At 47.9% G+C, this 25723-nt stretch carries 27 protein-coding genes; 17 read left to right on the forward strand and 10 right to left on the reverse strand.

The features are described from left to right. Positions 1-133 precede the first annotated feature (133 nt). The 4 genes from F566_RS36745 (at position 134) to F566_RS0103520 (ending at position 4831) form a co-directional block, all read left to right on the forward strand. Positions 134-289, forward strand: coding sequence for a hypothetical protein (locus F566_RS36745; RefSeq protein ID WP_020405588.1), 156 nt, complete (start codon positions 134-136; stop codon positions 287-289). A gap of 78 nt (positions 290-367) precedes the next feature. Further along, on the forward strand, positions 368-2830 hold the full coding sequence (locus F566_RS0103510) for an efflux RND transporter permease subunit (protein ID WP_020405589.1): 2463 nt from the start codon (positions 368-370) through the stop codon (positions 2828-2830). Then, entirely contained in the window at positions 2827-3603 is a 777-nt protein-coding gene (locus tag F566_RS0103515; RefSeq protein WP_020405590.1) for an outer membrane lipoprotein-sorting protein, read from the forward strand. The genes F566_RS0103510 and F566_RS0103515 overlap by 4 nt, the downstream gene beginning before the upstream one ends. A gap of 43 nt (positions 3604-3646) precedes the next feature. Further along, complete coding sequence (locus F566_RS0103520) at positions 3647-4831, forward strand: hypothetical protein (RefSeq protein ID WP_020405591.1); 1185 nt, start codon at positions 3647-3649, stop codon at positions 4829-4831. Here F566_RS0103520 and F566_RS0103525 read toward each other — a convergent pair. The 4 genes from F566_RS0103525 to F566_RS0103540 all read right to left on the reverse strand — a co-directional run bounded on the left by F566_RS0103525 (position 4825) and on the right by F566_RS0103540 (position 8073). Then, entirely contained in the window at positions 4825-5952 is a 1128-nt protein-coding gene (locus tag F566_RS0103525; protein ID WP_020405592.1) for a saccharopine dehydrogenase NADP-binding domain-containing protein, read from the reverse strand. The two genes, F566_RS0103520 and F566_RS0103525, sit on opposite strands and share 7 nt — an antisense overlap. 162 nt (positions 5953-6114) lie before the next feature. Further along, a complete protein-coding gene (locus F566_RS0103530) occupies positions 6115-7014 on the reverse strand; it encodes a copper resistance D family protein (RefSeq protein ID WP_020405593.1) in 900 nt (299 codons plus the stop codon). Between the two features lie 25 nt (positions 7015-7039). Further along, complete coding sequence (locus F566_RS0103535) at positions 7040-7390, reverse strand: copper resistance CopC family protein (protein ID WP_211210577.1); 351 nt, start codon at positions 7388-7390, stop codon at positions 7040-7042. 371 nt (positions 7391-7761) lie between these two features. Continuing rightward, positions 7762-8073: a hypothetical protein gene (locus tag F566_RS0103540; RefSeq protein ID WP_020405595.1), complete on the reverse strand. Its 312-nt coding sequence runs from the start codon at positions 8071-8073 to the stop codon at positions 7762-7764. A gap of 246 nt (positions 8074-8319) precedes the next feature. Here F566_RS0103540 and F566_RS0103545 point away from each other — a divergent pair, with 246 nt between their 5' ends. From F566_RS0103545 to F566_RS0103565, 5 genes are all read left to right on the forward strand, one after another. Beyond that, complete coding sequence (locus tag F566_RS0103545) at positions 8320-9000, forward strand: heavy metal response regulator transcription factor (RefSeq protein WP_020405596.1); 681 nt, start codon at positions 8320-8322, stop codon at positions 8998-9000. Continuing rightward, entirely contained in the window at positions 8997-10460 is a 1464-nt protein-coding gene (locus F566_RS0103550) for a heavy metal sensor histidine kinase (protein WP_020405597.1), read from the forward strand. The genes F566_RS0103545 and F566_RS0103550 overlap by 4 nt, the downstream gene beginning before the upstream one ends. 223 nt (positions 10461-10683) lie before the next feature. After that, positions 10684-11211: a c-type cytochrome gene (locus tag F566_RS36155; RefSeq protein ID WP_033415741.1), complete on the forward strand. Its 528-nt coding sequence runs from the start codon at positions 10684-10686 to the stop codon at positions 11209-11211. A gap of 111 nt (positions 11212-11322) precedes the next feature. After that, positions 11323-11781: a hypothetical protein gene (locus F566_RS31805; RefSeq protein WP_169334430.1), complete on the forward strand. Its 459-nt coding sequence runs from the start codon at positions 11323-11325 to the stop codon at positions 11779-11781. 271 nt (positions 11782-12052) lie between these two features. Further along, positions 12053-12721, forward strand: coding sequence for a PEP-CTERM domain protein (locus tag F566_RS0103565; RefSeq protein WP_020405600.1), 669 nt, complete (start codon positions 12053-12055; stop codon positions 12719-12721). Between the two features lie 121 nt (positions 12722-12842). On the opposite strand, the gene F566_RS0103570 is transcribed toward F566_RS0103565, so the two are convergent. Further along, positions 12843-13214, reverse strand: a complete 372-nt coding sequence (locus tag F566_RS0103570) for a DUF1428 domain-containing protein (RefSeq protein ID WP_020405601.1) — start codon at positions 13212-13214, stop codon at positions 12843-12845. Positions 13215-13404: 190 nt separating this feature from the next. On the opposite strand from F566_RS0103570, the gene F566_RS0103575 reads away from it, so the two are divergent. Together F566_RS0103575 and F566_RS0103580 are read left to right on the forward strand one after the other, a co-directional pair. Beyond that, a complete protein-coding gene (locus tag F566_RS0103575) occupies positions 13405-14562 on the forward strand; it encodes a helix-turn-helix transcriptional regulator (protein WP_020405602.1) in 1158 nt (385 codons plus the stop codon). A gap of 118 nt (positions 14563-14680) precedes the next feature. Then, a complete protein-coding gene (locus F566_RS0103580; RefSeq protein ID WP_026179727.1) occupies positions 14681-15418 on the forward strand; it encodes a methyltransferase family protein in 738 nt (245 codons plus the stop codon). Between the two features lie 131 nt (positions 15419-15549). Here F566_RS0103580 and F566_RS0103585 read toward each other — a convergent pair whose 3' ends face one another. Next, on the reverse strand, positions 15550-16494 hold the full coding sequence (locus tag F566_RS0103585) for a LysR family transcriptional regulator (protein WP_020405604.1): 945 nt from the start codon (positions 16492-16494) through the stop codon (positions 15550-15552). 127 nt (positions 16495-16621) lie between these two features. Between F566_RS0103585 and F566_RS0103590 the strand changes: the two genes are divergently transcribed. Further along, complete coding sequence (locus F566_RS0103590; RefSeq protein ID WP_026179728.1) at positions 16622-17656, forward strand: MBL fold metallo-hydrolase; 1035 nt, start codon at positions 16622-16624, stop codon at positions 17654-17656. Positions 17657-17712: 56 nt separating this feature from the next. Here the strand turns inward: F566_RS0103590 and F566_RS31810 are convergent, their stop codons facing one another. Beyond that, positions 17713-18471, reverse strand: a complete 759-nt coding sequence (locus F566_RS31810) for a substrate-binding periplasmic protein (protein ID WP_020405606.1) — start codon at positions 18469-18471, stop codon at positions 17713-17715. Between the two features lie 410 nt (positions 18472-18881). Between F566_RS31810 and F566_RS0103600 the strand changes: the two genes are divergently transcribed. Beyond that, on the forward strand, positions 18882-19616 hold the full coding sequence (locus tag F566_RS0103600) for a substrate-binding periplasmic protein (RefSeq protein WP_020405607.1): 735 nt from the start codon (positions 18882-18884) through the stop codon (positions 19614-19616). Positions 19617-19656: 40 nt separating this feature from the next. Here the strand turns inward: F566_RS0103600 and F566_RS0103605 are convergent, their stop codons facing one another. Further along, positions 19657-20556 carry a LysR family transcriptional regulator gene (locus F566_RS0103605; RefSeq protein ID WP_026179729.1) on the reverse strand — a complete coding sequence of 300 codons (900 nt, stop codon included), beginning with the start codon at positions 20554-20556 and terminating at the stop codon, positions 19657-19659. 150 nt (positions 20557-20706) lie between these two features. Here F566_RS0103605 and F566_RS0103610 point away from each other — a divergent pair, with 150 nt between their 5' ends. The 4 genes from F566_RS0103610 (at position 20707) to F566_RS0103625 (ending at position 24946) form a co-directional block, all read left to right on the forward strand. After that, on the forward strand, positions 20707-21423 hold the full coding sequence (locus tag F566_RS0103610) for a type 1 glutamine amidotransferase domain-containing protein (protein ID WP_020405609.1): 717 nt from the start codon (positions 20707-20709) through the stop codon (positions 21421-21423). Between the two features lie 47 nt (positions 21424-21470). Next, positions 21471-22628 (forward strand): iron-containing alcohol dehydrogenase, encoded by a 1158-nt coding sequence (locus tag F566_RS0103615; protein WP_020405610.1) that lies wholly within the window; start codon positions 21471-21473, stop codon positions 22626-22628. 150 nt (positions 22629-22778) lie between these two features. Next, positions 22779-23387, forward strand: coding sequence for a glutathione S-transferase family protein (locus tag F566_RS0103620; RefSeq protein WP_020405611.1), 609 nt, complete (start codon positions 22779-22781; stop codon positions 23385-23387). 200 nt (positions 23388-23587) lie between these two features. After that, a complete protein-coding gene (locus tag F566_RS0103625) occupies positions 23588-24946 on the forward strand; it encodes a CSLREA domain-containing protein (protein WP_020405612.1) in 1359 nt (452 codons plus the stop codon). 71 nt (positions 24947-25017) lie between these two features. Here the strand turns inward: F566_RS0103625 and F566_RS34730 are convergent, their stop codons facing one another. Both F566_RS34730 and F566_RS0103635 read right to left on the reverse strand, forming a co-directional pair. Then, positions 25018-25344 (reverse strand): hypothetical protein, encoded by a 327-nt coding sequence (locus F566_RS34730; RefSeq protein WP_020405613.1) that lies wholly within the window; start codon positions 25342-25344, stop codon positions 25018-25020. A 126-nt stretch (positions 25345-25470) separates the two neighbouring features. Continuing rightward, the coding region (locus F566_RS0103635; RefSeq protein ID WP_020405614.1) for an IS66 family transposase at positions 25471-25723 on the reverse strand (253 nt) is incomplete at its 5' end.

Raw genomic sequence — 25723 nt, forward strand, 5'->3', positions numbered from 1 at the left:
AGGTCTTGCTGAAAATCCATAAAAAATCCGATGATGTTTCCATCATTGGATTTTCTATTAAGCCCTGCGCTAACTCAAACACTTAAGTGAACAGCATTGTAACCAGGATCGGACTTTCCCTGAATTTCACATAGTGGGCCGGATTCATGCCGAATTACAGGCGGGCAGCCTTTCACTGGAAGCGGGAGCCGTTAGCGAAGCGCTGCACCAGGCCGGTTTCGGGGAGATCTGTACCCGGACACTTGAAACACCTTTTGGAAACATGGAGCTGGTGACCGGAATCGCCTGAACTCAGGCATCCACCGGGGCCGGTTATAGTATCCGATAGCATAACAACTAACTGAAACTATTTTCAGTGGAGGTTTATATGACAGAACGAATATTTGGCCGGCTGCTGTCTCATCCGAAGACGGTCCTGACATTCATGCTCTTGCTTTTCGTCATTTGTTCGATTGGCAATAAAAACCTCTTTTTTCGAGGTGATTACGGTATTTTCTTTGATGACACCAATAAGGAGCTGCAAGCTTTCAATGAAATTGAGGGGACGTTTAATAAGACGGATAGTCTGGCGATCATTGTGGCTCCTGATAGTGGGGATATCTACAATGAGAGATTTCTGGAGCTGATCAGACTGCTCACAGAAGACGCCTGGAATATTCCTTATTCAAGCCGGGTGGATTCCATTGCCAATTATCAGCATACCGAGGCTCGGGAAGATGACCTTCTGGTAGAAGATCTGATCTATGAAGGGTACCCGCTTGAAACGGAATATATCGACAAGATCAGATCAGTGGCGGAAAGTGCTCCGCGACTGAAGGGCTCGCTCGTCTCAGCATCAGGTGACTCGGCCATCATCAATATTACCTTTCAGTTGCCTGGTGGCGACAAGACCGCCCGGGTAGCCGAGATTATGAGCTATTCCGATACGATGATTGCTTCCTATGAGAAAAATTATCCGGAGGTCTCATTTTATCAGGCTGGCATTGTGGCCATGAACTCGTCTTTTACCAAGGCTGCGCAGAAGGACATTATGACCCTGGTGCCGTTAATGCTGGCGGTCATTACCCTGTTATTGATAGTGATGTTACGCTCAACTACCTGCGTCATGCTGACCATGGCCATTATTGTCGCAACGGTTGTGGCCACTATGGGAGTATATGGTTGGGCTGGCATGTATCTCAGTATTGCCACAGTCAATGTCCCCACCATGGTCATGACGCTGGCGGTGGCCGATTGCGTTCACTTGATCACATCCGTACACGACGCCAGGCGTCAGGGCATGAATAAGCGGGAGGCGATTGCTCATAGTCTGCGTCTGAATTTCATGGCCATTCTGGTCACCTCCGTTACGACTGCCATCGGTTTCCTGATTATGAATGCATCTGACTCCCCAGTCCTGCGTCATATGGGAAGTTTGTCAGCCCTCGGAGTAATGCTGGCCTGTGTGTTTTCCATTTTCCTTTTGCCGGTACTGCTGCTTCTGGTGCCCTTTAAAGTCAGAGGGGATCAAAATTCAGCCCCCTCAGGGTTCTTCCAATGGCTCCCCGGCATCGTTCTCAGATACAACCGAAGTATTTTCGTGTTTTCTGTCCTCATTGTGGTGATTGCTGGTTTTATGATGAAGCAGAATCACGTCAATGACGAACCCGTAAAATACTTTGATACCAGTCACGATTTCAGGCTAGCTGCTGACTATATGGAGCAGCATGTCAGCGGGATGACTAATATCAGTATTGCCATCAGAACTGGGCAGACCCAGGGGGTGGTGGATCCTGAATTTATTGCCACTCTGGATGAGTTTACCCGGTGGGTCAGGGATCAACCACAAACCGATCACGTTGCCAGTCTGGCTGATACCTATAAAAGACTGAACAAAAACCTGCATGGCGACCGGGAAGAATATTACCGCTTACCCGAGGATCGGGAAGCCGCTGCTCAATATCTGCTGTTATATGAGCTTTCTCTGCCGTATGGACTGGACATCAACAATGAGGTTGATATCGATAAATCTGCGGTCAAAGTACAACTGACTACGAAAAACCTCGGTAGCAGTGAACTCGTTGCTCTGGAAGAGGAAATCTACGACTGGTTCCGCCGTCATGCTCCGGACTACAGGATTGTGGCATCCAGTCCTTCGCTCATGTTTGCCCATATTGGTGAGACCAATATGTACAGCATGCTGAAATCGCTTCCAATCATGCTCGTATTGATTTCAGCGCTTTTGGTGGTGGCATTGAAGTCACTCAGGCTGGGTGTTATCAGTCTGTTGCCAACAATCGTGCCGGTGATATTGGGCTTTGGAGCCTGGGCGCTGATCTCTGGCGAAATCAACCTCGGGCTATCAGTGGTGGTATCGCTCACGCTGGGAATTGTTGTGGATGATGCCGTTCACTTTCTGAGCAAGTATCAGTATTCACGTAAGCAAGGCAGCACTGCGGAGGAAGCGATCTTCTACGCCTTCGGTACAGTCGGTCGCGCATTGTGGATTACCACTGTCGTACTGGTGGCGGGTTTCTCAGTACTCGCTCTGTCCAGTTTCAGAGTTAACTCGGACATGGGACTGCTCAGTGCGCTGGTGATTTTCATTGCTTTGATTGTCGACTTCCTGCTTCTTCCAGCGGTACTTATTGTTGCCGACCGCCAAACCTCTGAGGAGGACTTTCCTTTAGTAGGGGGGGCTGCAATAGCTGAGGCCTCGTCATCGGCTAAGGGCTCTTTATCGGCTAAGGGCTCTATGTTAGCTGAGGGCTCTCCAATAGCGAAAGGCTCTCCTCTGGCGGATAGCGCGCACTTATATCAATCAAGAGAATACCTAGAGGAAAAAACATGATTAAAAGAGGGATATTGTTAGGTGTCCTGGTCTTTTTTACGACCTTGACGATGGCCAACTCCGAAAGAGGGCTGGAAATAGCCAAAGAACGCAAACTGCGGGATAAAGGGTGGGGCGATTCGGTGTCGTCTGTCAGTATGCTGTTGAAGAACGCATTGGGGGAGACCAGCGTCAGAGAACTGAGGGTAAGAACCCTGGAAATTGAAGGAGACGGAGACAAGGGGCTGACGATATTTGACGAACCCCGAGACGTTCAGGGCACAGCTTTTCTAACTTATTCTCACACCAACAGCCCAGATGACCAGTGGCTGTATTTACCAAGAATCAAGAGAGTCAAGCGCATCGCTTCCCGGAACAAATCAGGACCTTTCATGAGCAGTGAGTTCGCTTATGAAGACATGACCTCGTTTGAGCTGGGCAAATATGAATTCGATTACCTGAAAGATGAGGAGCTTCAGGGCGTTGAGACGTTTGTGATCGAGCAGATTCCCACTGACGAGTACTCCGGTTACGCCAAACAGATCGTCTGGCTAGAAAAGAAACGTTATCAACCGCTTAAAACCGAATTCTATGATCGCAAGGGGGCGCTGCTGAAGACTCTCTATCTGGAAGACTATCAGCAATACCTGGATCAATACTGGCGCGCCCACAAACTGACAATGGTGAATCATCAGACCGGGAAAAGCACCGTGCTGACCATTCAAGATTTACAGTTCAGGGTTGGGCTGAATGAAAAGGACTTCAATGTCGCGACCCTCAAACGAGTGCGATGAAGAGCAATATGGAGAGATATAAAGGAAATTATAAAGAGAAACCATGAAGTACACTAATGTTGCATGGTTGATGATGTGGACTCTCCTGTCTGCGATTACTGAAGCCAATGAAATAGAAATCAGAGGGAGGGCGGCGATTGAACATCGTCAGTTTTTCAGTAAGGGAGAGCAGGGGCAAGAGTTATATCAGCCATCAGTATTTGTCGAGCCCGAATTCTACAAGTCCTTTCTGGATAATCAGGCCAGTGTGACTCTGATTCCCTTCCTCAGGCTGGATGCACTGGATAATGAGCGGACCCACGGCGATATTCGGGAATTTATGGCGCGATACTACTACGAGACTGGCGATCTGGAAGTGCGCTTCGGAATCGGCAAAGTCTTCTGGGGTGTGACAGAATCCCAGCATCTGGTGGATATTGTTAACCAGACGGACGCGGTAGAAGCTGTCGATGGCGAAGACAAACTTGGGCAGCCGATGTTGCATGTTTCCTGGTATAGGGAGTGGGGGACACTCGACGCTTTCCTACTTCCGTATTTCAGGGAAAGGACTTTTGCCGGAGAAGACGGTCGTTTGACCATGCCGGGTGTAGATACATCAGCTGCCCGATTTGAATCCTCAGAGGACAACAGGCATCTAGATGCGGCCTTTCGATACAGTGTTCGCATGAGCTCCTGGGACGCAGGGCTGAGTTATTTTCAGGGAACAGGTCGTGATCCTGATTTTATCTATGAAGGTGGCCGTCTGGTCCCCTATTATCGCCAAATCAAGCAGGCTGGATTGGATTTTCAATGGCTGTACGGTGACTGGTCATGGGTCGCTGAAGCTCTGTGGCGTGATACAGGATCTGAGGAATATGCGGCATTGACTGCCGGGTTTGAATACAGTTATGTGGGAGTAGCGGACAGCAATATGGACCTGGGTTTGTTGATGGAGTTTTTACGTGATTCGCGGGGACAGGCAGCGACGACAGCCTGGCAACAGGACCTTTTTGTCGGCGCAAGACTGGCAGTCAACGATCAGGAAGGAACAGAGATACTGTTTGGGGTGACCCAGGATCTTAAGAACTCAGACTCCAGAGCGGTAAAGATTGAAGCTTCGAGCAGGATCACAAATGCCTGGACCTGGAGAATAAACGGATGGCTATTTGATGGCCATGACCCGCAAGATCCTCTCCATATCTTGCATAAGGATGATTATGTCGAAGTAGGGCTGGAATACTACTATTGACTTGCGGTTAATCTGTCCTTGTTGTTCCGTTCTCTATGGGTTGAATCGCCGGCTTGTGCACGATACTGATCAATCACTTCCAGAATTGCGGTTGCGTCCAACAGGTTGTGCAGGGGCTGGATGCCTTTAGGTGGTAGATCAGTTGTTAAACGGAGAAGCGTCGCGACGGCTTCAGAGAGAACAATGGCAGTAAGCTCTGATTGAGGGCCGCCCTGTAGTTTTTCAACCTGGGTTAATTCGCCAGAAGCATTTCGACCTTCCAGTATTAAGCGGGTCCTCGGACTTCCCATCTTGGGCAGTTTTAATAAAGCTTTGGCAACCGTTTTTGAGTGCCGGATCACGAGCTTGTCCAGGAGGGAATCGCTCAACCACTGAAGAAGCCATGTAACCCATGTCGGATCAACTGCAAGAAATGTTCTTGCCTGTGTAAGGTCAAAGTCCCTGGCCATACTGACCTGGTCACTGAACCCAAAGCCGATACCTTTAATGCGGAGCTCTTCGCTCCAGGGGAAATAACGGGTAAGATGACCGGAAAATTCATCTTGCCATTGTCCACCGGATTTGAAGGGGTAAGAGGTTCCTAATGACTGGAGCATCCACTCGGTTGCTGCTAATCCATGGTGAACTCCCATTCCCATCTGGATAAGTACATCGACAGAACATGTGTCCGGGCGCTCCCGGACGATCTTATAAGCCAATAAATTGGTCAAGCCAGGTGCCAGTCCGGTTTCAAGGACGCAAGTCGCTTCTGGTGAGGGCTGCGCGTTGACGGCGTCACGCAGGTCTGCCGCATATCCGGGTGAGGCCGAACTATCGATGATATGGGTGCCATTTGTAATCAAATCGGCCTCCAGCGATACAGGCGTGGCTTCGGTCAGGTTGAGACAAACCTCATAATTCTTCAATTGATCCAGAGCATCCGGGGCCTTCGTGTCAAGGCCGAGACCTTGGCAATCGGGGCCTATTGAGTGTGCGGCTTCAGTCGCTTTTCTTTGGTCTCTGCCGACAAGAATGATGTCGAATTGCCGCTTCTGGTGTAATAGTTTTGCGGCGCGCAACCCCACATTCCCGTAGCCGCCCAATAAACAAACCTTTGGCTTCCTATCCGTGCTGCTTGTCATAAGCCCTGGCCATCCTCCTGAGTCGAATTACCGCCAGGTTTGCTGTGCATTGAATGAACTGGATTCATATCGATCGGTCCTATCCCTGTGTATTTGCTTATTCCCGTCTATTGAATGCGATCTTCGACAAGCTCTTGTAGAGCAGCCAGAAAAAACAGCCTGCTAATGAGCAGGCCCAACAAGCGTAGACAATATGGTCGTCATAGCCAGAATTCCGCCGCCAATGATTTTTTCGGTCAAAATGGAGTTTCTCAGGAAATCCGTGCTTTGCCTGTGCAGTATCCTGGGAACCAGTTTTAACTTATGTATTGCTGCCAGCACCAGTATCGCAGCCACCAGTGCCAGTTTAATGAGCAAGTATTCACCGTACTCGCTGGTCGTCAATGATTGCCACTGGGTTAACTCGTAACTTAAAAACAGGCCACACCCCAAGAGTGTCAGTACAGCGAAGACGGCACGGCGGCCAAACAGGTCCAACTCCTGAAAGGCATCATTGATAGGAAGATGATGACACAGCAGCCACAACGGGTATAGCGACCCCATCCACCAAAAAGTCAGCAATATATGAATGGCCAGAGCCAACTGAAACAGAAACGGCTGTTCGACCGCATGGCCGGTTTGAGTGAAGGAGAATGCCATCATGACGACACCCCCAAGGGCGATCAGCCATTCAAATATTCTGAGTTCGAAGTCCTCTCCCGCGTGACCGCGTACCAGGGCTCGAAGCAGTAGAGCCAGTAACAGCAACAACAGCCCGATCGTACGGATCAGCAGGGCATCTCCCAATGCGGACTCCCACATCATCGAGGCGATATCCTTGTCGAACATGCCGGCAATTCCGCTTTCCAGTACGGCTCCTACGCGGACAAAGAAGTGCACAGTGGTGGCGAGTATGCCAATGAGGGCAGCTCCCAGGGTATAATGCAACAGTTTCTGTCGTAATAGGCCATATCGACGCAAATGATGGAGATTGAATGCCCCCCCAATTGCGCCGGCCATGCTCAGGTACAACACCCAACGACTGAAAACGGTCCAAAACTCCCAGGTTGTCAGCGACATCATGTTTTTGCTCAGCCTTCTCTTGGGATCAGTGTTGCATAAAACTGAAGCTTCCCTTCATGAGATGGCCATCTTGTCCCATGGCTTTCCAATGAACCTCATAGGTGTCCGGGGATAACTGGGGAAGCATGGTTTTAAAGTGGGTTGTGGCATCACTGGAGCGGTCAAAATCAATATTGACAGTATTGCCGTCAGAACTCTCCAGTTCGATTTTCATCAGCCTCATGGGCTTTTCGAAATTCATCTCGATACGGTCTGCGGGCTCCATCATTTCCGCACCATCCTTGGGATAGGTTCCTTCCATCATGCCGTGTGCAAAGAGTTGGGAAGAGGCCAAAAACATTGTGAGGGCCACCAGACTTTGTCGTATTTTCATCATTTTCTACTCGATAGCTTTTGTTGTTTGATATCTGTTATTTAGTATCGTTTGAATGCCAATACAGCTTGTTACCAAGTGTTACCTGCATCAGTTATTGATTAGACTCCGTAATCTTACGTTGGTAAAGATCGGTATTGGTAAAGATCACTGCGGTATTAGTGAAAATATCATAATGACCCACCTGGGGAAATCAATGCAATTAACCTGTCTAAGTTATAAAACGAACGAGTCCTGATAATGGGGAGTTTTCCCTGTAGCTGCAGCACAATCGATCTGCTAAGAACGACCCTCCCAAACAGCATGACGCTGGGGGAATTGTGCTGCAACAAGCTGTCGGCCGGTTATTGGCTGAACGTAGCACCCCTCTGAGATCAGGACCCTAAGCCATTCACATGATTGCCTGAAGCTGATTGATCTCCTTGTCTGGTAATTCCGGACATTTTATGGTTCAGGTCCATGTTCTTACGCAGTGCTAAGGGGCTGGGTTCAATATCGAAGAGGTATCGCTTGTGCTCAACCGCAGTATGGTTCATCTGACGAGCTTCGGTGACATTGCTACTTGATACGTTTGCTCCATGCCCATCTGAATCATCCTGGCGGCTTTCCCAATGGTATCCTCCTTGGGCAAAGGCTGAACCAGACAACGCCAGAAGCAGGGTTCCAAAAGTCAGATATTTTTTCATGGTTAATAATTCCTCGGTAAGTCAATGAAATACCCCACAATAATGTGGAATCTTTCCGGAACGGGTTAATACTGTTCCGGACGCTTGTAAGTTTTGACCTTGCCCGCTGTCACTCCGATGACGCATTCATTACGTTTAGGTATGCATTCTGTCATTTAGAGGAAACCCTTGAGGTTCTATGGTTGGCAATCGATACAGTCAGCGACGTCAAAGAAACGATCTAATTGAGCTTATGGTGAGGTATAAATGAAACTGCTCGTCATCGAGGACGAAGAAAAAACCGGACATTACCTCAGAAAGGGTCTTGTAGAGTCAGGATTTACGGTGGATCTGGTCCACTGTGGCATCGATGGCCGTCACTTTGCCACGACCGAATTCTATGACCTTGTCATTATGGATGTAATGTTGCCTGATCTGGACGGCTGGCAGGTGCTGAAATTCATGCGTGAGGGTGGAAACCTCACCCCGGTACTGTTCCTGACCGCCAGGGACAGTATTGAGGATCGGGTGCAGGGGTTGGATCTTGGTGCTGATGACTATCTTGTGAAGCCATTTGCCTTTTCTGAATTGCTGGCCAGGATTCGAAGCCTGCTAAGGCGTGGTACTGGTGTCAATTTCCACGAAAGCATCACCGTCGAGGATTTGGTTATCGATATTAATCGGCGGACGGTGATTCGGGGCGACCACCCGATCAAGCTCACTGCACGCGAGTTTACGCTCCTGGAGTTGCTGGCAAGACGGCAGGGGGAGGTGATTCCCCGTAGTATCATTACGTCGCAAGTCTGGGATATGAATTTTGATGGTGATGCCAATGTTGTCGACGTCGCTATCCGTAGACTCCGGGCCAAAGTGGATGAGGGGTATCCCACTCGGTTGATACATACGATCCGGGGAATGGGATACAAACTTCAGGCGTCGGAACAATGAGTTCTCAAATCTCTTTTCACTCGCCCATACACCCACTTTCGCGCCCACCGGGTCTGACCATTCGAGTAACCCTGCTGGTCGCCGTCATTATTCTGATTCTGCTGGCGGGTTATGGATGGATGACGGAACGTTCAATTTCTCAACATTTTGCGGAGCAGGATGCAGCCTTGTTGAGATCCTCTGTTGAAGCCACAGCGTCCATATTAAGAGCGCCTATGGAGATCGGAGAATTTCGATCTCTGAACCGGCGCCTGAACCTGGTCACCTCAGAAGAAAGCGGTCTGCTATATCGTGTTGAACTGACAAATGGTCAATTGCTCTATCAGACTGAGGGATTTCAATCCGCCTTGGAAGGGTTGACGGAAGCTGGATTGAAGGAGCTAACCCCTGGTGAGGTTCACCTATGGCAGGCAGACAGTGCCAATTTTCGTAGTATTTCAATGGTCGTAGCTCCAGGCGCAGGAGAATCTCATCCGGGATATCGACTCGTGGCAGCTATGAAAATTGATGAGCATCTTAACTTCATCTCCAAATGTCGTACTTTTCTTCTGAGTTATACCATCCTGGGAACACTGATCGGGTTATTCGCCGTGTGGGGAGCGGTGGTCAGTGGGCTGAAACCTCTCCGAAAAATGAGTGAGCAAATACGTGGAATCAGCTTTGATAATATGTCGGTGCGAATTCTTTCGAAAAGTGTTCCCAGAGAACTGCTTGAGCTGGCAACCTCATTTGATCATATGACGGACCGAATGCAGGACGTCTATGGCCGCCTTGCTAACTACTCGGCGGATATTGCCCATGAGCTGCGTTCTCCTTTGACCAACCTGAAAACCCAAACAGAAGTTGCTTTAAGCAGGTCAAGGGATTTGGATGAGTATCGGGAGGTATTGTATTCCTGTCTTGAAGAGTACGAACAAATGTCAAGAATGATTGATGACATGTTGCTCCTGGCTAAAACAGAAAACCGGTTAATGAACCTCTCTTTTACCAAAATAGACCTAAAGGCTGAGGTGCACGAACTGGCCGACTACTATGAGGGCTGGGCTGACGAATCGGGCGTTGCCATTCATGTTGAAGGCGAGCCTATATGGATATTGGGCGACCAGACCATGTTACAGCGCACTGTGGGTAATCTGATCAGTAACGCGGTTAAACATTCATCCAAAGGAACCACTGTGCAACTGAGAGTGGAGAAGGTCCAGGGCAATAAGAACGGGCTCAAAGCGAGGGTGACGATTGAAAATCGTGGCAAAGACATCCCGGCAGCACACCTGTCCCGATTATTTGATCGATTTTATCGGGTGGACCCGTCACGGCACAGAAAGGGAGAGGGAGTCGGCCTCGGGCTGGCCATCGCCAAGTCGATTACTGAATTGCACGGAGGAGTGATCAGGGTGGTATCTGAGCATAACTACACCAGATTTATCCTTGAACTACCCGTCATTGAGTCTGGCCAGTAGGTAAGTGAAAGTAAGTAATGGTAGATCTTGCTTTGAGTAAAAAATGATCATTGTCAAGAGGTGAAGGTAGGGAAAGCATAGTATATTTGTGTCGATGAAACTCTAATGCGAGAAGGCTTTAAGTTAGATACTGATTATTAAATGGATTCAGCGAATCGGTCGGCACTTCTGACAAAGCAAGCTCCAGTCAGGAATCAAGAGTTTTCACGGGAGTGAAATCAATATGAGCAGCAGACTGACGGCAATTCTCATCTCAGTTGTGGTGACTTCGATATTTTTACAAAGTTGTTCCGATCCAAGGCATTTTAACTCGTCCAACTATTACGACCGCTCATTCTCGAGCAATGGGGAGCGTATCTATTTTACTGGCAAAGACCTTCAAGGGCGCCCGATATCAACAGCCGGAGGTCATCACCATATGAAAATGCATGGGGGTGGATGCGTCGTCTGTCATGGGGAGTACAGGGAAGGCGGGATAAGGATGTGGCCCTGGTTCTGGATAACTGCACCACCCTTGACCAGGCAGTCTCTCACAGGTGACAACCATGACGAAGAAGGGCATGGAAGTGTCTGGGAGACACATGAGCACGAGGTTTATGATGCCGACTCACTTGCAAGAGCAATTACTCAAGGGATGACGCCAAACGGAGAGAGGCTGGATGATCTGATGCCTCGATGGCAAATGTCTAAACAGGACATAGAAGATCTGACGAACTTTCTTCTGTCGGATAGCGATCATTCTCATGATTAAAGGAGAAAATATGGGTTGAAACCAGCTTTGCTGGAGCGCAAAGACTGGATGAGTCTTATACTTTTCCTGCGACTTTATCCGAATGTTCAATTCACAATAGGGGATCGCAAGATGAAACTTTACGCTAAAGCATTAATAGTGACTGCGATGTTGTCTACGCCAGCTTTTGCTCATCAGGCCAATCAGGGGAACGCCCAGGTCAGGGGAGACATGATGGGTATGATGAACTCCGAGACGATGGGAATGATGAACCCGGAGATGATGGAAATGATGCACTCTCATATGGATGAAATGGCCCGACTGATGGGCGAAATCCACGACGAAACAGATCTGGAGAAACGCGACAATTTAATGGAAAGGCATATGGAGAGTATGCAGGAAGGCTTGCATATGATGCAAAGAGGGCGTTCAGAGGGCAAGGGTGAACAGCAACGTCAGAGCATGTACATGGAAGATCGGATGCGGATGATGGAACAAAAAATGGAAATGATGAACATGATGATGAAACAAATGATGGAGCATATCTCAGCGGCAGATAGAGAGCGACGCCACCTGCACGGAGCGAATTAAACTAGCAACTTTAGCGACACTTGTTGTGCGTGGAAGCAAAAAAGCTGCCCCTTATAAATGCCAATTTACTGTGCGCTTGTTGGAAAAGGGGCGCGTGATTCTGACACCTTTCGCTGCTCACTGTGACGGTTAAACAGATTTTATTGCAGTAAAAGAAAGTGAAAGTCACTGAGGTTGAGTGTAAAGAGGACACATGATCATGTTAGGATGCGTGCCCTTATAAAATGGCTCTAAATGGAGCCTTAAGTCAGTTTGTATTCAGAGGGTTTCCATGCGGAATTTTTTTGGGGCAATAGGCATTGCCTGTTTATCACTAAATGCGAGTGCTGCATTAATAACGGACACTTACGAAACAACTCTGGATTGGGTTGGGTTTGATTCCAGTGTGCTTGATCCCAGTGATTTTCCAGACTCCCATAGTCTGGATGGCCAGAGGTTTGTCTGGACAGTCACCTATGACAATGAGGCGACATCTGCCCACCAATATATGCCCGGAGTCAATGGTGTTGATGAACTGGGCAAAGGGGATGATGATATATTGTCGGAAATGGGGATGGATCGGTTTCAAGATTTGGCATTTATATCGGATGCTGTCTTCGATCTGAGCTCTTTTGCTAGCATACTCACCGAATTCGCTTATCAAAACAACTTGACGCGCGATAACTCTATCAGTTTGAGCGGTCTTGATTCATTTTACGCTGGATTTGAGAGCGGTGAGTTTACAGCGGTCAGAACTTCTGACTGGATGCATTTTAACGTTGCGGGCATCGGATCCACTATTTGGGCAGGAGCATCCTTCGAAGAAGGCGATCTTGATATCTGGGCATCAAACACTCTGGTTTCATCAACACTATCAGTGCCAAGCCCAACTGCGCTAAGTTTGTTGGGAATAGGTTTGGCTGGACTGGTTTGTCTAAAAAGAAAAAGCAGGGGCGCTTAAGTTACAGCGTTAGATTTCTGCAAAGCAAATGGGGTGGCAGATAGCTAATCCTGAAGCTGATAAGTAGAAGTTCAGATCAGGTCTGAACTTCTACACTAAATGCAAAGACCTGCGGCCTGACTTACTGGCTGAGTTCTAACAATGGAGAGAAGCCTCCGAAAATCATGCGTCTGCCGTCAAAAGGCATGGGGTTCTGTTCCGGATTAAGGCGCGGATCACTTTTCATGGCGGCCATCATTTTTTCCATGCCGGCATCTCGTGTGGCTTTGTCCGGCCATTCAATCCATGAAAATACCACTGCTTCATCATCTTTTGCCTTTACAGCTCGGCGAAAATCTGTGGTCTTTCCGTCTGGAACATCGTCTTCCCAGCATTCGAAAACCCGGATAGCTCCCCACTCCAGAAAGGCTGTATCAGCTGTTTCTGCGTGATGGGCGAATTTTTCTTTATTGGCTTTGGGGACGGCGATCACGAATCCATCAATGTAACTCATGCTCAATACCTCTATATCTTATGAATGATTTCCCTCACTAGTCGTTGGTTTCTGTAAAAAATCGACAGGACAAATAAAAAAAATAATTGATAAAATGTCTTTTTTTTCCAGATTCATCTCTGAAAATAAATCTGGAAAAAGAAAGAACCAAGGAAAGTCTATAGGAATAATAATCAATAGGAGTGTTGAGATGAGCTTGGAAGCCAAAGTGTTAAGCGTCCTTCCTGCGTTATATCAAGTTCATTTGGTGGCCGAAGGCTGGGAGCATTTTGCCCGTTTGATGCGGCAAACCTTTGATATCGATCATGTGCATATCGTCGAAAAAGATCTTTCAACTGGAGAGAGCCGTTTCTTATCCAGGCAATCTGTGATGGCGAATGAATTTATCGAGTTGTACGAAGACCACTACGGCAGCATCAATCCCTTTATCTTTTTGGGGAGTCAGGACATCTTTGTGCCCGGTCATGTGGCTTGTGATCAGGAGCTGCTTACAAAAAGGGAATATATCCACACCGAGTTCTATGCGGACATGATGGTCCCGTTTGATATTAAGGAAGGGGGAGGGGGAACGACCTTTTATCGAGACGATAACGTTATTGCTTTTCTGGCTATTATTTACCATAAAAAGCCTGTCGAAAAGGATGGCAAATCCATGTTGGAGCTCCTGTGTCTCCACTTGGCTCAAGCCTATACCTTTTTTAAAGAGAAAGTGAACCGAATGGTATTGGAAACTTGTTCTGAAATGGCATTGGAGCAAATGAATACTGCCGTCTTTATCCTGGATAGCCTGAAAAATGTTGTACATATGAATCAGCATGCCAGGCATCTGGCGGGAGACAGGCGAGGTCTCTCTCTGAAAAACAGAAAACTGATTGCGCAATTTCCGGCCGACAATCGAAAGCTTCAATCCGTGATTTCGAATACATTGGCCAGTGTCAATTCACATCAAAAGCATCCTGGCGGATTCGTCACCATTTCCCAACCACAACGACACAGTAAATATCGTGTATTCATCTTCCCTTTTAGAGAGCAGATAGAAAGCCTGTCTTCATCCTTTGAGCGAGGTAAAGTGCTTGTTTTCGTTAAGGGAGGAAGCCTGATTCAATCCTTTTCTCCGGAGATTATCAGCAAGTTTTATGAGCTGACCAGCAGTGAGGCCGAAATCACCTATTGGTTATCCCGGTGCCTGACGCCTCAGGAGATATCTGAAAAGCTTCATATCAGCATCACGACAACCCGGAGCCATATGAGGAATATCTTCAAGAAGACTGATGTCAGCCGACAAAACGAGTTGATAGCTAAGCTGTATACAGAAATACCCGAACCCTTCTTGCAGCTTTTGACGTAAATATCGTGTTAAAACGCACCTAAGGTGTTAAACGACCTATGGAGTGTTTTTTGCTGGTGAAGGTGTAGTATGAGCGCTGAAAAGGAAGTTTAACCTCTGGCTATAGAGAGATTAAATCATGAAAGGATTCGCCTTAATGTGCTATGCCATCCTGGCATATGTAATTGGTCTAAGCTCACTGCTTTATATGATGGGCTTTCTCGTCAACTTCCTGGTCCCCAAAGGTATCGACAGCGGTGAGGCTCAGGGAATATGGATCCCCCTGGTAGGAAACTTCGTTCTGGTAACAGGGTATTTTGTGTTGCATTCAGTGATGGCTCGCCCCTGGTTTAAACAATGGTGGACTCAGGCCATCCCTGATGCGGTTGAGCGAAGTACTTATATACTTGTATCGGGGCTTACATTTTACTTGCTGGTCTACCTTTGGCAGCCTATCAATACTACCTTCTGGTCCATCTCTAACGAGTACATCCGAGCTGCCTTGATTGCCATCTATCTTGTTGGCTGGGCAACGATGGTGTTCGCGACATTTAATATCGATCACTGGGCTTTTTTTGGGCTTCGTCAGGCATGGCTTAATCTTTCCAAAAGGGCTGCCCAATCTACCGGGTTTAGCGCCCATTACCTTTACCGTTTGACGCGACATCCGATCAGCCTGTGCTGGTTTGTCGTGATGTGGGTTAGTCCGGATATGTCTGTGGGGCACATGCAGATGGCATTGATGGCAACCCTGTATATTTTTATTATCACCCCGATTGAAGAGAAAGATCTGGAAAACGAAATTGGCGAGCCTTATGAAAAATACAAGAAGAGGGTCCACAAATTCCTTCCCATACCTAAAAAGCTGCAGCACTGAAGAATCACTACTGGTGGCTGAGCGAGAAACAGAAACTTTTGATTTTGTTGATATAACTTCCAGCTCTTGCCAAACCAGTGGTCGGGCCGTTTCTTGGTGTTTCTCAGGGTTATAGGTAGCTTCTCCCAGGATTAGATAGCTTCTTTGGAACTCATAACGTTTTCTATGCAGGACTCAATCATCGACATCAGCCAGCGAAGCGATGGGTCTTTGTCCCGTGTGGCGCGCCAGATCATATCCACGCTGACCTCGGAGAGCTTCAGTGGCGGTGTTGTGGTTCGCAACCCCGTAGAACAGCTGATCGTACTGGCGACAACCTCTGGCATGGTTGCCAGAGCGGGAACTCGTCTGAGTATTGAGGGAAGGGCGGAAAAGCGAGCTAATGCAAACTGGACATTGCGCTGTCGCTGTAACTCCTCGAGAGCTTTATCCACGTGCCCTTCGAAAGCGCCTTTATATGAAACTATCAGGTGAGGATGGTGAACATACTGTTCGATGGTGAGTGGTTCTTTGATCGGAACCAGAGTGGGGTCATAAACACACTGAAACCCCATCGAACACAATTGTTTCCGCCGCATCCACGCCGGACCGCCCCCCATAAAACAGGCAACCCCCAGGTCCATTCCGTCGTGCTCAAGAGAGGTTGGGCCCTGAAATGGATCGACAGATCTTATGGCCAGTCGAATCTTGGGCGCATGCTTATGCATTGCAGAGATCAGAATAGGTCCCAGCCATATTTCCACCCAATCTGCCATTCCCACCGTAAAAGTGCCTTCGCTCGTGGCGGGATCAAAGCCCTCTTGATCGAACAGGGCAGCATGTATATGACGCAGGGCAGGTAGCAGATCGGATTCCAGTTGCAGGGCTTTCACCGTCGGGGCCATCCCCTGTGCCGTGCGTACCAAGAGCTGATCGTCAAACAGCTCCCGTAATCTGGATAGTGCGCCGCTCACCGCGGGTTGCCCCAGGTGGAGCTTTTCAGCGGCGCGAGTCACACTGCGTTCACGCAATAACACCAGAAGTGTTACCAGCAAATTGAGATCGACACCTCTAAAATCGTTTTCAATGATATTCATTATTAAATTAATCGATTTGAACAATAATGGCGCCTATTGAATCATTGCTCTCGCTCGAACGCAACGGCAGAACGCCGACGTTTGAACAAAAAAGCAGTGAAGAAGATATGAACCCCAATAGGAATCTATGATGTTGAAACCCTTTCAAGCGATGCAAAATTCAAACAAGAGAAACAGGCTCTCGCGTATTGCGCTCATAAGTGCGGCAGTACTGAGTGTTTCCGGATCGTTGACTGTACTCCCGGCATATGCAGAAGACAGTGCGAAAAATGAGGTGGTTTCGACATCCTCGCAAATGAATCCTGGTTACTACAGTATTCGTTTGGGTGACTTCAAAATTACCGCAGTCTCTGACGGCACCGTGATGGTCGACTTCACTGAGCTAATGAATAATACCTCTCCGGAAGAAGTCGCTCGTTTGTTGGCTCGCCGCTATCATGGGGCGCAGGTGGAAACCTCTATTAACGCCTACGTGATCGATACTGGTAATCATGTGGCGATTGTAGACACGGGTGCGGGTGATGTTTTCGCGCCCAGTGGAGGGCATTTAGTGGAAAATCTGAAATCAGCAGGATACCAACCTGAACAGATAGACGCCGTTCTGCTGACTCACATTCATGGCGACCACTCCTGTGGTTTAACCCGCAATGGCAAGATGACATTTCCAAATGCTGTCGTGTATGCCGATCAACATGATGTGGATTTCTGGCTGAATTCCGACAACAAAGACAAGGTGAGCGATACCCTCAAGGTCGGTTTTGAATGGGCTGAACAGTCCGTTGGAACATACCTGAAGGCGGGAAGAGTAAAAGCTTTTAGTGAAGAGGGCGAGTTGTTTCCAGGTATCAGTGCAATCAACACTTATGGGCACACTCCAGGTCATACTGTCTATCAGGCGGAAAGTCAGGGGCAGCGTATTCGGTTTATCGGTGACTTATTGCATAGCCAGGATATCCAGTTTGCGAGACCGGAGATTACCATCGATTTCGATCTCAACTCGCCGAAAGCCGCCCGGCAGCGACTCAATGCATTTAATGATGCTGTAGAGGGAGGCTACCTCATTGGGGCGGCACATATTCCATTCCCCGGTATCGGGCACATACAAAGAGATGGAGGTGCTTTTGAATGGATTCCGATGAATTATCGCGCGAAGGCTAATTAGACCGACACAAAGGAAAGGCGGCGCTCCTTATACAAGTAGCCGCCTGAGCCTGATGATCAAGGAAGAAAATAGCGTTGGTATAAACGTTGGTATTCACCGGAGGCTTTTAACTGTTCTAATGCCTGTTGCCATTGAGCTATTTCTGCATCGTCAACATCCTTGGAAAACACAAGGTAACCACCCGACTGTAGTAACAGGACAGGAGTCTGCTGAACTTTTTCCGGAGCAATTCCAGCCTCTTTAAGTTTATGCAGTACGCTACTGCTGGCTGAAGGTGTCAGTTGCACTCTGCCCAGCTCGAGCATTTTAAAACAATGTACATAGCTGGAGGCCACTTCTATGTTCGTAAAATAATGGTTTGACAGTATCGTATGATGTACTGCTCCATTTAATACACAGATTTTTGCGACATTTTTTGCATCTTCCAATGTGGTCACACCAGTCGGCGCTTTTTTCATCTCATAGAAGTAGTCTTCTTCAACCTGGATAGGACCAACCCACTTGACTGTCCGCTCTCTTTCGGGCGTTCGACTCAAATTGAAGAAGGCACTTCGGGGACTCTGCTGGGCAAAATACAATCCGCGCTTAAAAGGAACCTCTGTAATAGCATGGGGGTGCTCCAATAAGTCCATCATTGCGCGAATAAGCTCAACACCGAAAGCTCTTTTCCCCGCGTGCTCTTTTCCTCTCAGTTCCCCATGTTTATCTATAAATGTTTGGTTTTGCAGGCTGTGGGTAAAAAACTGAATTTCTTTGGCGGAAAGGTTTGCGCTTACAAGCAGCAAGGTGATGGCGAGCAAATACACTTTCTTCATAACTGTAGGCCTTTGCCTCACAAACATCCGCTCGGGCGGCGGGAATCTGGAGCGAAATATGTTATGTGACAGGCAGTCATAGGATAGTACATTGTCTTAATAGTCATAGCACAGGAGCGAAGGCTGGCAAGTGTAACAAGAAGGTTGATGGGTGCGACAAAAAAATAATTACTAATCCTTCTTACTGTTGCACGAAAAACAGTGTTGCTATTCGTAGAATGGAATCTTTCTCATTCGGGGCCAGGTAATAGACGCGATTTTCCTTCAACCCTCCTGACACCTTCAAATTACTCGTAACTACAAAAATAGTATCCGGCTGAATCGAAGGGATTTCTGGCGTTGTGCTGCGAATATCGTAGACTTTTAGTCATATAGATTTACATTTCTGAGACTATTATGGCGAACATCCGATGAGGCTGGTAATTCTATTACTTGTGATGGGGGTAAGCTGGTATTCACGCTCACAAGAGGTGACCTTTTCCACCTTTCAGGGTGAAGATCCTATCACACATATTTCGATAGACATCATGACAGATGCTTATCGACGTTTGGGAATCACCATGAAGGTTCTTCCCCAACCGGGAGAGCGCGCTCTTATCACCGCCAACAGCGGACTGATTGATGGCGAGCTGTTCAGAATCAAGGGAATGGATGATATATACAAAAACCTGATAAGAGTGCCAGTTGCCATAGCAGAGATAGAAATTGTCGCTTTTGCCAGGAAAGAAAGCCCTATCTCAGTTAGCGGCTGGGCGAGTCTAACTCCCTTTAAAGTTGGGTATAACCGTGGCGTTAAAGTCATCGAGGATAATTTATTACCTTCGACACATGTAGAGCCTGCTAACACTGTCGAAAATGCAATGAAAATGCTGGAGGCCGGCAGAACGGATATTGCAATAGATGGGCTGATAAATGGACTTAAGATTATTAATGATCTGGGGTTTAAAGACCTCCTCCCTATAGAGCCGCCGTTAGAAGTGATTCACGGCTTCCATTACCTTCACACAAAGAATCGCCATATGCTGAAACCTCTCACAAAAATCTTAAGGGATATGGAAAAGGAGGGCGTGATCAGAAACTACCGTGAAAGGGTGTTGAATGAGGTTGAAACGTTCTCTATGAATCGCACAGGTAAGGCGCCTTGAATCTTAACTTATTAAGTTTAAGGGTATGTTATCGCGTTCACTAGCGGTCTATCTTCGCGAAATATTCTTTCAGGTAATCAATCAATAGTCTCAGCTTTTTGGATTTGGCACTGCCTGGGGGAAATACACCATAAACGTTGATATCACTTAACTCGTAATCTTCCAGGACCAATTCCAATGTGCCTGCCTGGATTCTTGGCTGGGCATCATAGACAGGCACACGACCCACGCCGTGACCGCCTTCGATAAAAGCCGTTCTCGCAGCGGCATTATTGGTGGTGATACTGCCTTTGACCGCAATGCTGTAGGAGCGGCTACCTTTTCTGATGTCAACTGCACCGGAAGAGAGCTTGTATACCACCCAGTCATGCTGTTCCAAATCTGTTGGGACTTTTGGGCGCCCACGCTTTTTTAGGTAGCCGGGGGAGGCACACAAACAGGTAGGTAGCGTGGAAAGCTTTCTTGCCTGTAGTCCCGAGTCCGGTAGCGGCGCGCCCCTTATCGCCAGGTCGATGCCTTCCTGCATAATGTTGACTACCTCATCCGTCAGCATGACATCTAGCGCTATTTTCGGATAGCGACACCGAAAGTCATTAAGTGCTGGCACGATGACCTGTAAACCGATATTGACCGGACAGGTGATTTTCAACAAGCCCATGGGCTCCTTTTTGAGGTTTTCTATCTGTTGATTGGCTGTGGCGGCCTGGTCAGCAATGATACGGCAAGACTGATAATAAGCGTCTCCGGCTTCTGTCAGATTGATTGAGCGAGTAGAGCGATTGAGCAGCTTAACGCCCAGTTGAGACTCTAGTTTCTTGAGATGATAGCTCACGACAGCTCGTGACAGGCCAATATGCCTGGCTGCGGCTGTAAGACTGCCTTGCTCAACAATCTGAGCAAAGACCATCATGCTCTTAAGTTGCTCGAATGATAAGGTCATTCTCTCCTGTGACTCCATGACTCAACTCTATTGTATTAATTATACTAACAATGAAGTTAAATTATTGCATATTGTTAGATTTGGGTTTGAGCAATACACTAATCCCAATGATTGATTTACCAGCTGTTTGACTGGCGAAGGAGAAACAATATGACCGACCCGAACACGAAATCTGATCTAAGCACTAAAAAGGTACTCATGGTTCTGACGTCACATTCAGAACTTGGAAGCACAGGTGAAAAAACTGGCTTTTGGGTGGAAGAATTCGCGGCACCTTATTATGTATTGGTCGACGCAGGCGTTCAGGTTGTGCTTGCATCTCCTGCCGGTGGACACCCGCCAATTGACCCAAAGAGTGAGTTGCCTGATTTTCAAACCGCCTCAACCAAACGCTTTGATGAAGATACGGAGGCACAGGCGTTGCTGGCAAACACAACAAAACTGGCCGATGTAAAAGTTGATGATTTTGATGCGGTGTTTTACCCCGGTGGTCATGGACCTCTATGGGATTTGACTGACAACCGTGACTCCATTGCGCTTATAGAAGGCTTTCTGGATTCCAATAAGCCCGTCGCGGCGGTGTGTCATGCACCGGCAGTCCTTTTAAATGTCAAAGACAGTCAGGGGGAATACGCCGTAAAAGGGAAGGCAGTAACGGGATTTTCAAACACCGAAGAGGAAGCTGTGCAATTGTTAGATGTTGTTCCGTTCCTGCTCGAGGATGAATTGAAACAACGTGGTGGAGATTATCAAAGAGTCGCCGATTGGAGTGCCTTTGCGGTCCAGGATGGTTTGTTGATCACCGGTCAGAATCCTGCCAGTTCAGAATTCGTTGCAGACAAGCTGCTGGCCGCACTTACGTCATAAACATTCACTTCATAGGAACATGGGACTCTTAGATAAGGAAGCCTTTAATGTTGAATTTCAGTTTTCAAAATACGACCCAGATTCATTTCGGTGAAGGGCAGATCAAAGCGATAGTGAGGGCCATACCGGCATCGGCAAGAATTCTGGTGACCTATGGCGGTGGGTCGATCAAAGCAAATGGTGTTTATGATCAAGTCGCCGAGGCGTTGAAAGAGCATACCTGGTTTGAATTTTCTGGTATTGAGCCAAACCCGAGTTATGACACCTTGATGAAGTCTCTGGAGATGATTCGCGAGCACGATATTGACTTCCTCCTGGCTGTCGGTGGCGGTTCGGTGATAGATGGCACCAAATTTATCGCCGGAGCAGCTCTATTCAAAGGTGAAGATCCCTGGGATTTTGTTGTTAAACGCCAGCGTCTTGAGCAGGCGTTACCGATAGGGTGCGTGCTCACCCTTCCTGCCACGGGCTCAGAAACCAACGCCGGTGCAGTGGTCACCCGAAACGGCGATAAGCTTTCATTCCATAGTCCTTTGGTAAGACCTGTGTTCGCTGTGCTTGATCCGTCGGTCACGCTGTCATTGTCAGACCGGCAAATCAGTAACGGTGTGGTCGATGCATTTGTGCACACCATGGAGCAATACCTAACATACAGCGTGAACGGCAAGGTGCAGGATCGCTTTTCGGAAGGGCTGTTGCTCACATTGATAGAAGAAGGCCCCAAAGCGCTTGCGGCAGATACAAAGAATGACCTGGAGGTTCGTGGCAACATTATGTGGGCCGCCACGATGGCGCTTAACGGGCTAGTAGGTGCTGGTGTGCCTCAAGATTGGTCCACGCATATGATCGGGCATGAAATTACCGGAACCTACGGTGTTGATCATGCTCGAACACTGTCTATTGTCTTGCCGGCGGTCATGAAAGTGTGCCGTGAAGCGAAGCGTGACAAGCTTTTACAATATGCAGAACGCATTTGGGATCTGACCGAAGGGGATGAAGACTCCCGTATTAGTAAGGCGATCGCGTTAACTGAGCATTTCTTTAAAATGATGCAAGTGCCTGTTCGTCTCTCCCAGATCGACATCAATGCATCTGCCATTGACACGCTTATCGAAAAACTGACTAAGCACGGCATGACCGAACTGGGTGAGCATGGCGATATTACGCCGGATGTCAGTCGCCAGATTTTGACGGCAGCCCTGTAATTTTTGGAATTTGGAAGGCTCGTCATCCTGGCAGGCCGACACGATCTCAAAATTCTCAGAACACTTTCTAAAGCAGCTTTTTGGTGTTGCCATGAGCAATCTCAGGTAATGCCAGAAAGCTCCAGTAATTCAATTCTTCAGGTACGAATTATGTTAACCGTGCACCACCTTAACCAATCCCGCTCAAAACGCGTGTTATGGCTGCTGGAAGAGCTTTCGATGCCATACAATCGCGTGGATCATCAACGTGATGCGGACACTCATCTGGCACCTCAAAGTCTGAAAGATATTCATCCCCTGGGTAAGGCGCCTGTGGTAGTCGCCGGCGATCTGGTGTTATGTGAATCCAGTGCCGTAATGGAATACATCATTGATCAGGATAAACAAAAGCGATTCAGGCCGCCTCAGGGAACACCTGAGTACTACCGGTATCTGGAGTGGTCCCACTTCGCTGAAGGTTCTCTTGGCTTACCAGTTATCTCGCATTTACTAATGCAAAAAGAGGAGCGAAACGGCAACTGCGCAATGGATGGCTATATCGCCAAAGAAATTGATGTGGATTTTTCCTATATTGAGTCGACGCTGGGTCAGCGTGACTATTTCGCCGGTGACACATTTACGGCGGCAGATATTATGATGACGTTGATTTTTGAAATTGCAGAGAGTATTGGTTTGCTTGAGGAGCGTTCCAATATTCTGGCGTATCTTGCCAGAATCAGACAGCGCCCGGCCTATCAGGTTGCGGCGAGTTTTGGATAATAGACTTATTGCGCAGTAGCATACTTTAGCCGTTAGGGATAGACATAACTACGGACAGTATTTCACTTGTCATTCAGATAAACCTAGAGAACCTCTGAATCGATTACGTTGCCCCTAAAACTTCAAATGTTGGTGGCTTGGCAAACGATTTTCAGAGGCTCCTTAGCTCTATTTGACTTCACAAGGAAAAGGAATAAGAAGTGAAATATATCAACCTCTCATCTGCTATTCTCTTGTCTGCTATCGCCACAACGGGGCTTGCGCAGACCTTTCATGTAACAAAAATGGATGATACGTTCGACGGTACCTGTGATGGGGATTGTTCCTTACGGGAAGCAATCCAGCACGCAAACCAAACGCCGGGACAAGATACAATTTATCTCGGGCCAGAAACCTACCTTCTCAGCATTCCCCAGGATGTTAAAACCGATGAGGTATTCTATGACGAAAATAACAACGAAACCGACGATTTCGACATTACAGATGATGTCGTGATTGTCGGACGATCTATGGATGACACTATCGTGAAAGGTACGACCCGTGGACGGGTATTTCACGTGGTGAGCGGCAAGGTAAGATTCAAGAATCTCACCATTACTGGTGGTAATAGCCCCTTTAATGGTGGCGGACTTTTGAATAGTGGTGAAACCGAACTCTATCGCAGCAAGCTGCAGCTGAACAAACTGAGTGAGCCTGATTATGCGAATGAATTTCCAAAGGGCGGTGGCATCGCCAACGATGGAACGCTTCGCATCTATTATTCCCGCATTGTTGAGAATGGTATTGTGAACCCGGAAAAAAGCGGGCAAGGCGGGGGAGTCTATAACTCCGGTCGCCTGATTGTCCGGGACTCGGTGTTTAAAGAAAACACTGTAGCCGGAGGCGGTTACGAGGAGGTGACAGGCGGGGCGCTGGCCAATGGGGGGGTTGCGGATATCCGGCGCAGTCTGTTTTATCAAAACCAGACTCTCAGCACAGGATTCGAAGCGTATGGTACTGCTATTAGTAATGAACCCAAGGGGCAACTAAGGATAGTTAGTAGCACCATATCAGAAAACCAGGGTGAAAATAAGCAGAATCATACGGATTCAGACTTTATTCCTGCGCTTCATTCCCGGAACGGCAGTGTATGGATCACTCAAACCACGATTGTCAACAATAATGGAACCGGTATCATCATCAATGGTGGTGACACCCATGTAAAATATTCAATTATCGTCAACAATGGTTTAGGCAGTGATTACGGTCCTCAAGATTGCGACCTATGGAATGTGGAGCAGTTTAGTCATGTGGGCTTAGTGATAGGGGATGAGGAGTATTCCCGATGTTCGGCAGATGTTGAAATAGATAGCTCAACAACCTTTACTTCCTTGCTGGAACCTGTAAAAGACCATGAGCTATTTGACATTTATTACCGTCCAAGGCCCAGTGGCATAGCGGTAGATGCAGTGGCTACTCCTTGCGCCAGGCATGATCAGCTTTCAATGGAAACGGCATATGATGGAGATGGAGATGGGGTTGGACACTGTGATTTAGGCGCGGTTGAATGGCGCCCATAAAACACATGAGTTCTTGTAAACCTGTGCTTTAGGCGCACACAAGGGCGGTCCTTAAGGACCGCCCCACTTGACTAAGCTTTGGCATGTAGCGGTTTCAGCACAGTCCTTCCGTAAACCAGAAATAAGCAAATGGCTCCTACAATCAGCCAATACACCATTTGCCCATAATTGTGATCTCCCGAGTAGATCAATACACCGGAAAAGAACAGCATCTCGAGCCCAACGCCAACAGCTCCCAAGGGAGCCAGCCAAGCAAACGGTTTCCTCAGGGCTGGGAGAATCAGGCACAGACTGCAAAGTACTTCAAAGACAATTAATGATAGCCAGACACTGTGCGGAATCGCCTGTAGTGAAGAAACCGTTTCTTCGGAATTGGAGAACTTCCAAACAGCTCCCATGAGTGTATGCAGTGCGAGTTAAACCTGAATAATCCATAGCAGTATATTCATACATTGATTCCTTTTTCTGAATGAATAATTTCAATATTGATGCCCCCGAGTTTTTTAGGGGTAAGCGTCCGGCTATCACAGGTTGACCGGACCGCTCCAGTTGTGAGGCAGTAATTCAGCAATGGCACTGTTCTTCTGCGTCGGCAGACGCGCCAGCACATCTTTCAGATAAGCATAGGGATCATGTCCGTTCAGTTTGGCCGATTGGATCAGACTCATTACTGCCGCTGCCCGCTGACCACTGCGCAGCGATCCGGCAAACAACCAGTTGGAACGACCCAGCGCCCAAGGCCGGATCTGGTTTTCCACCCAATTATTGTCGATGGGC

This window comes from Hahella ganghwensis DSM 17046 (assembly GCF_000376785.1).
GTDB lineage: Bacteria > Pseudomonadota > Gammaproteobacteria > Pseudomonadales > Oleiphilaceae > Hahella > Hahella ganghwensis.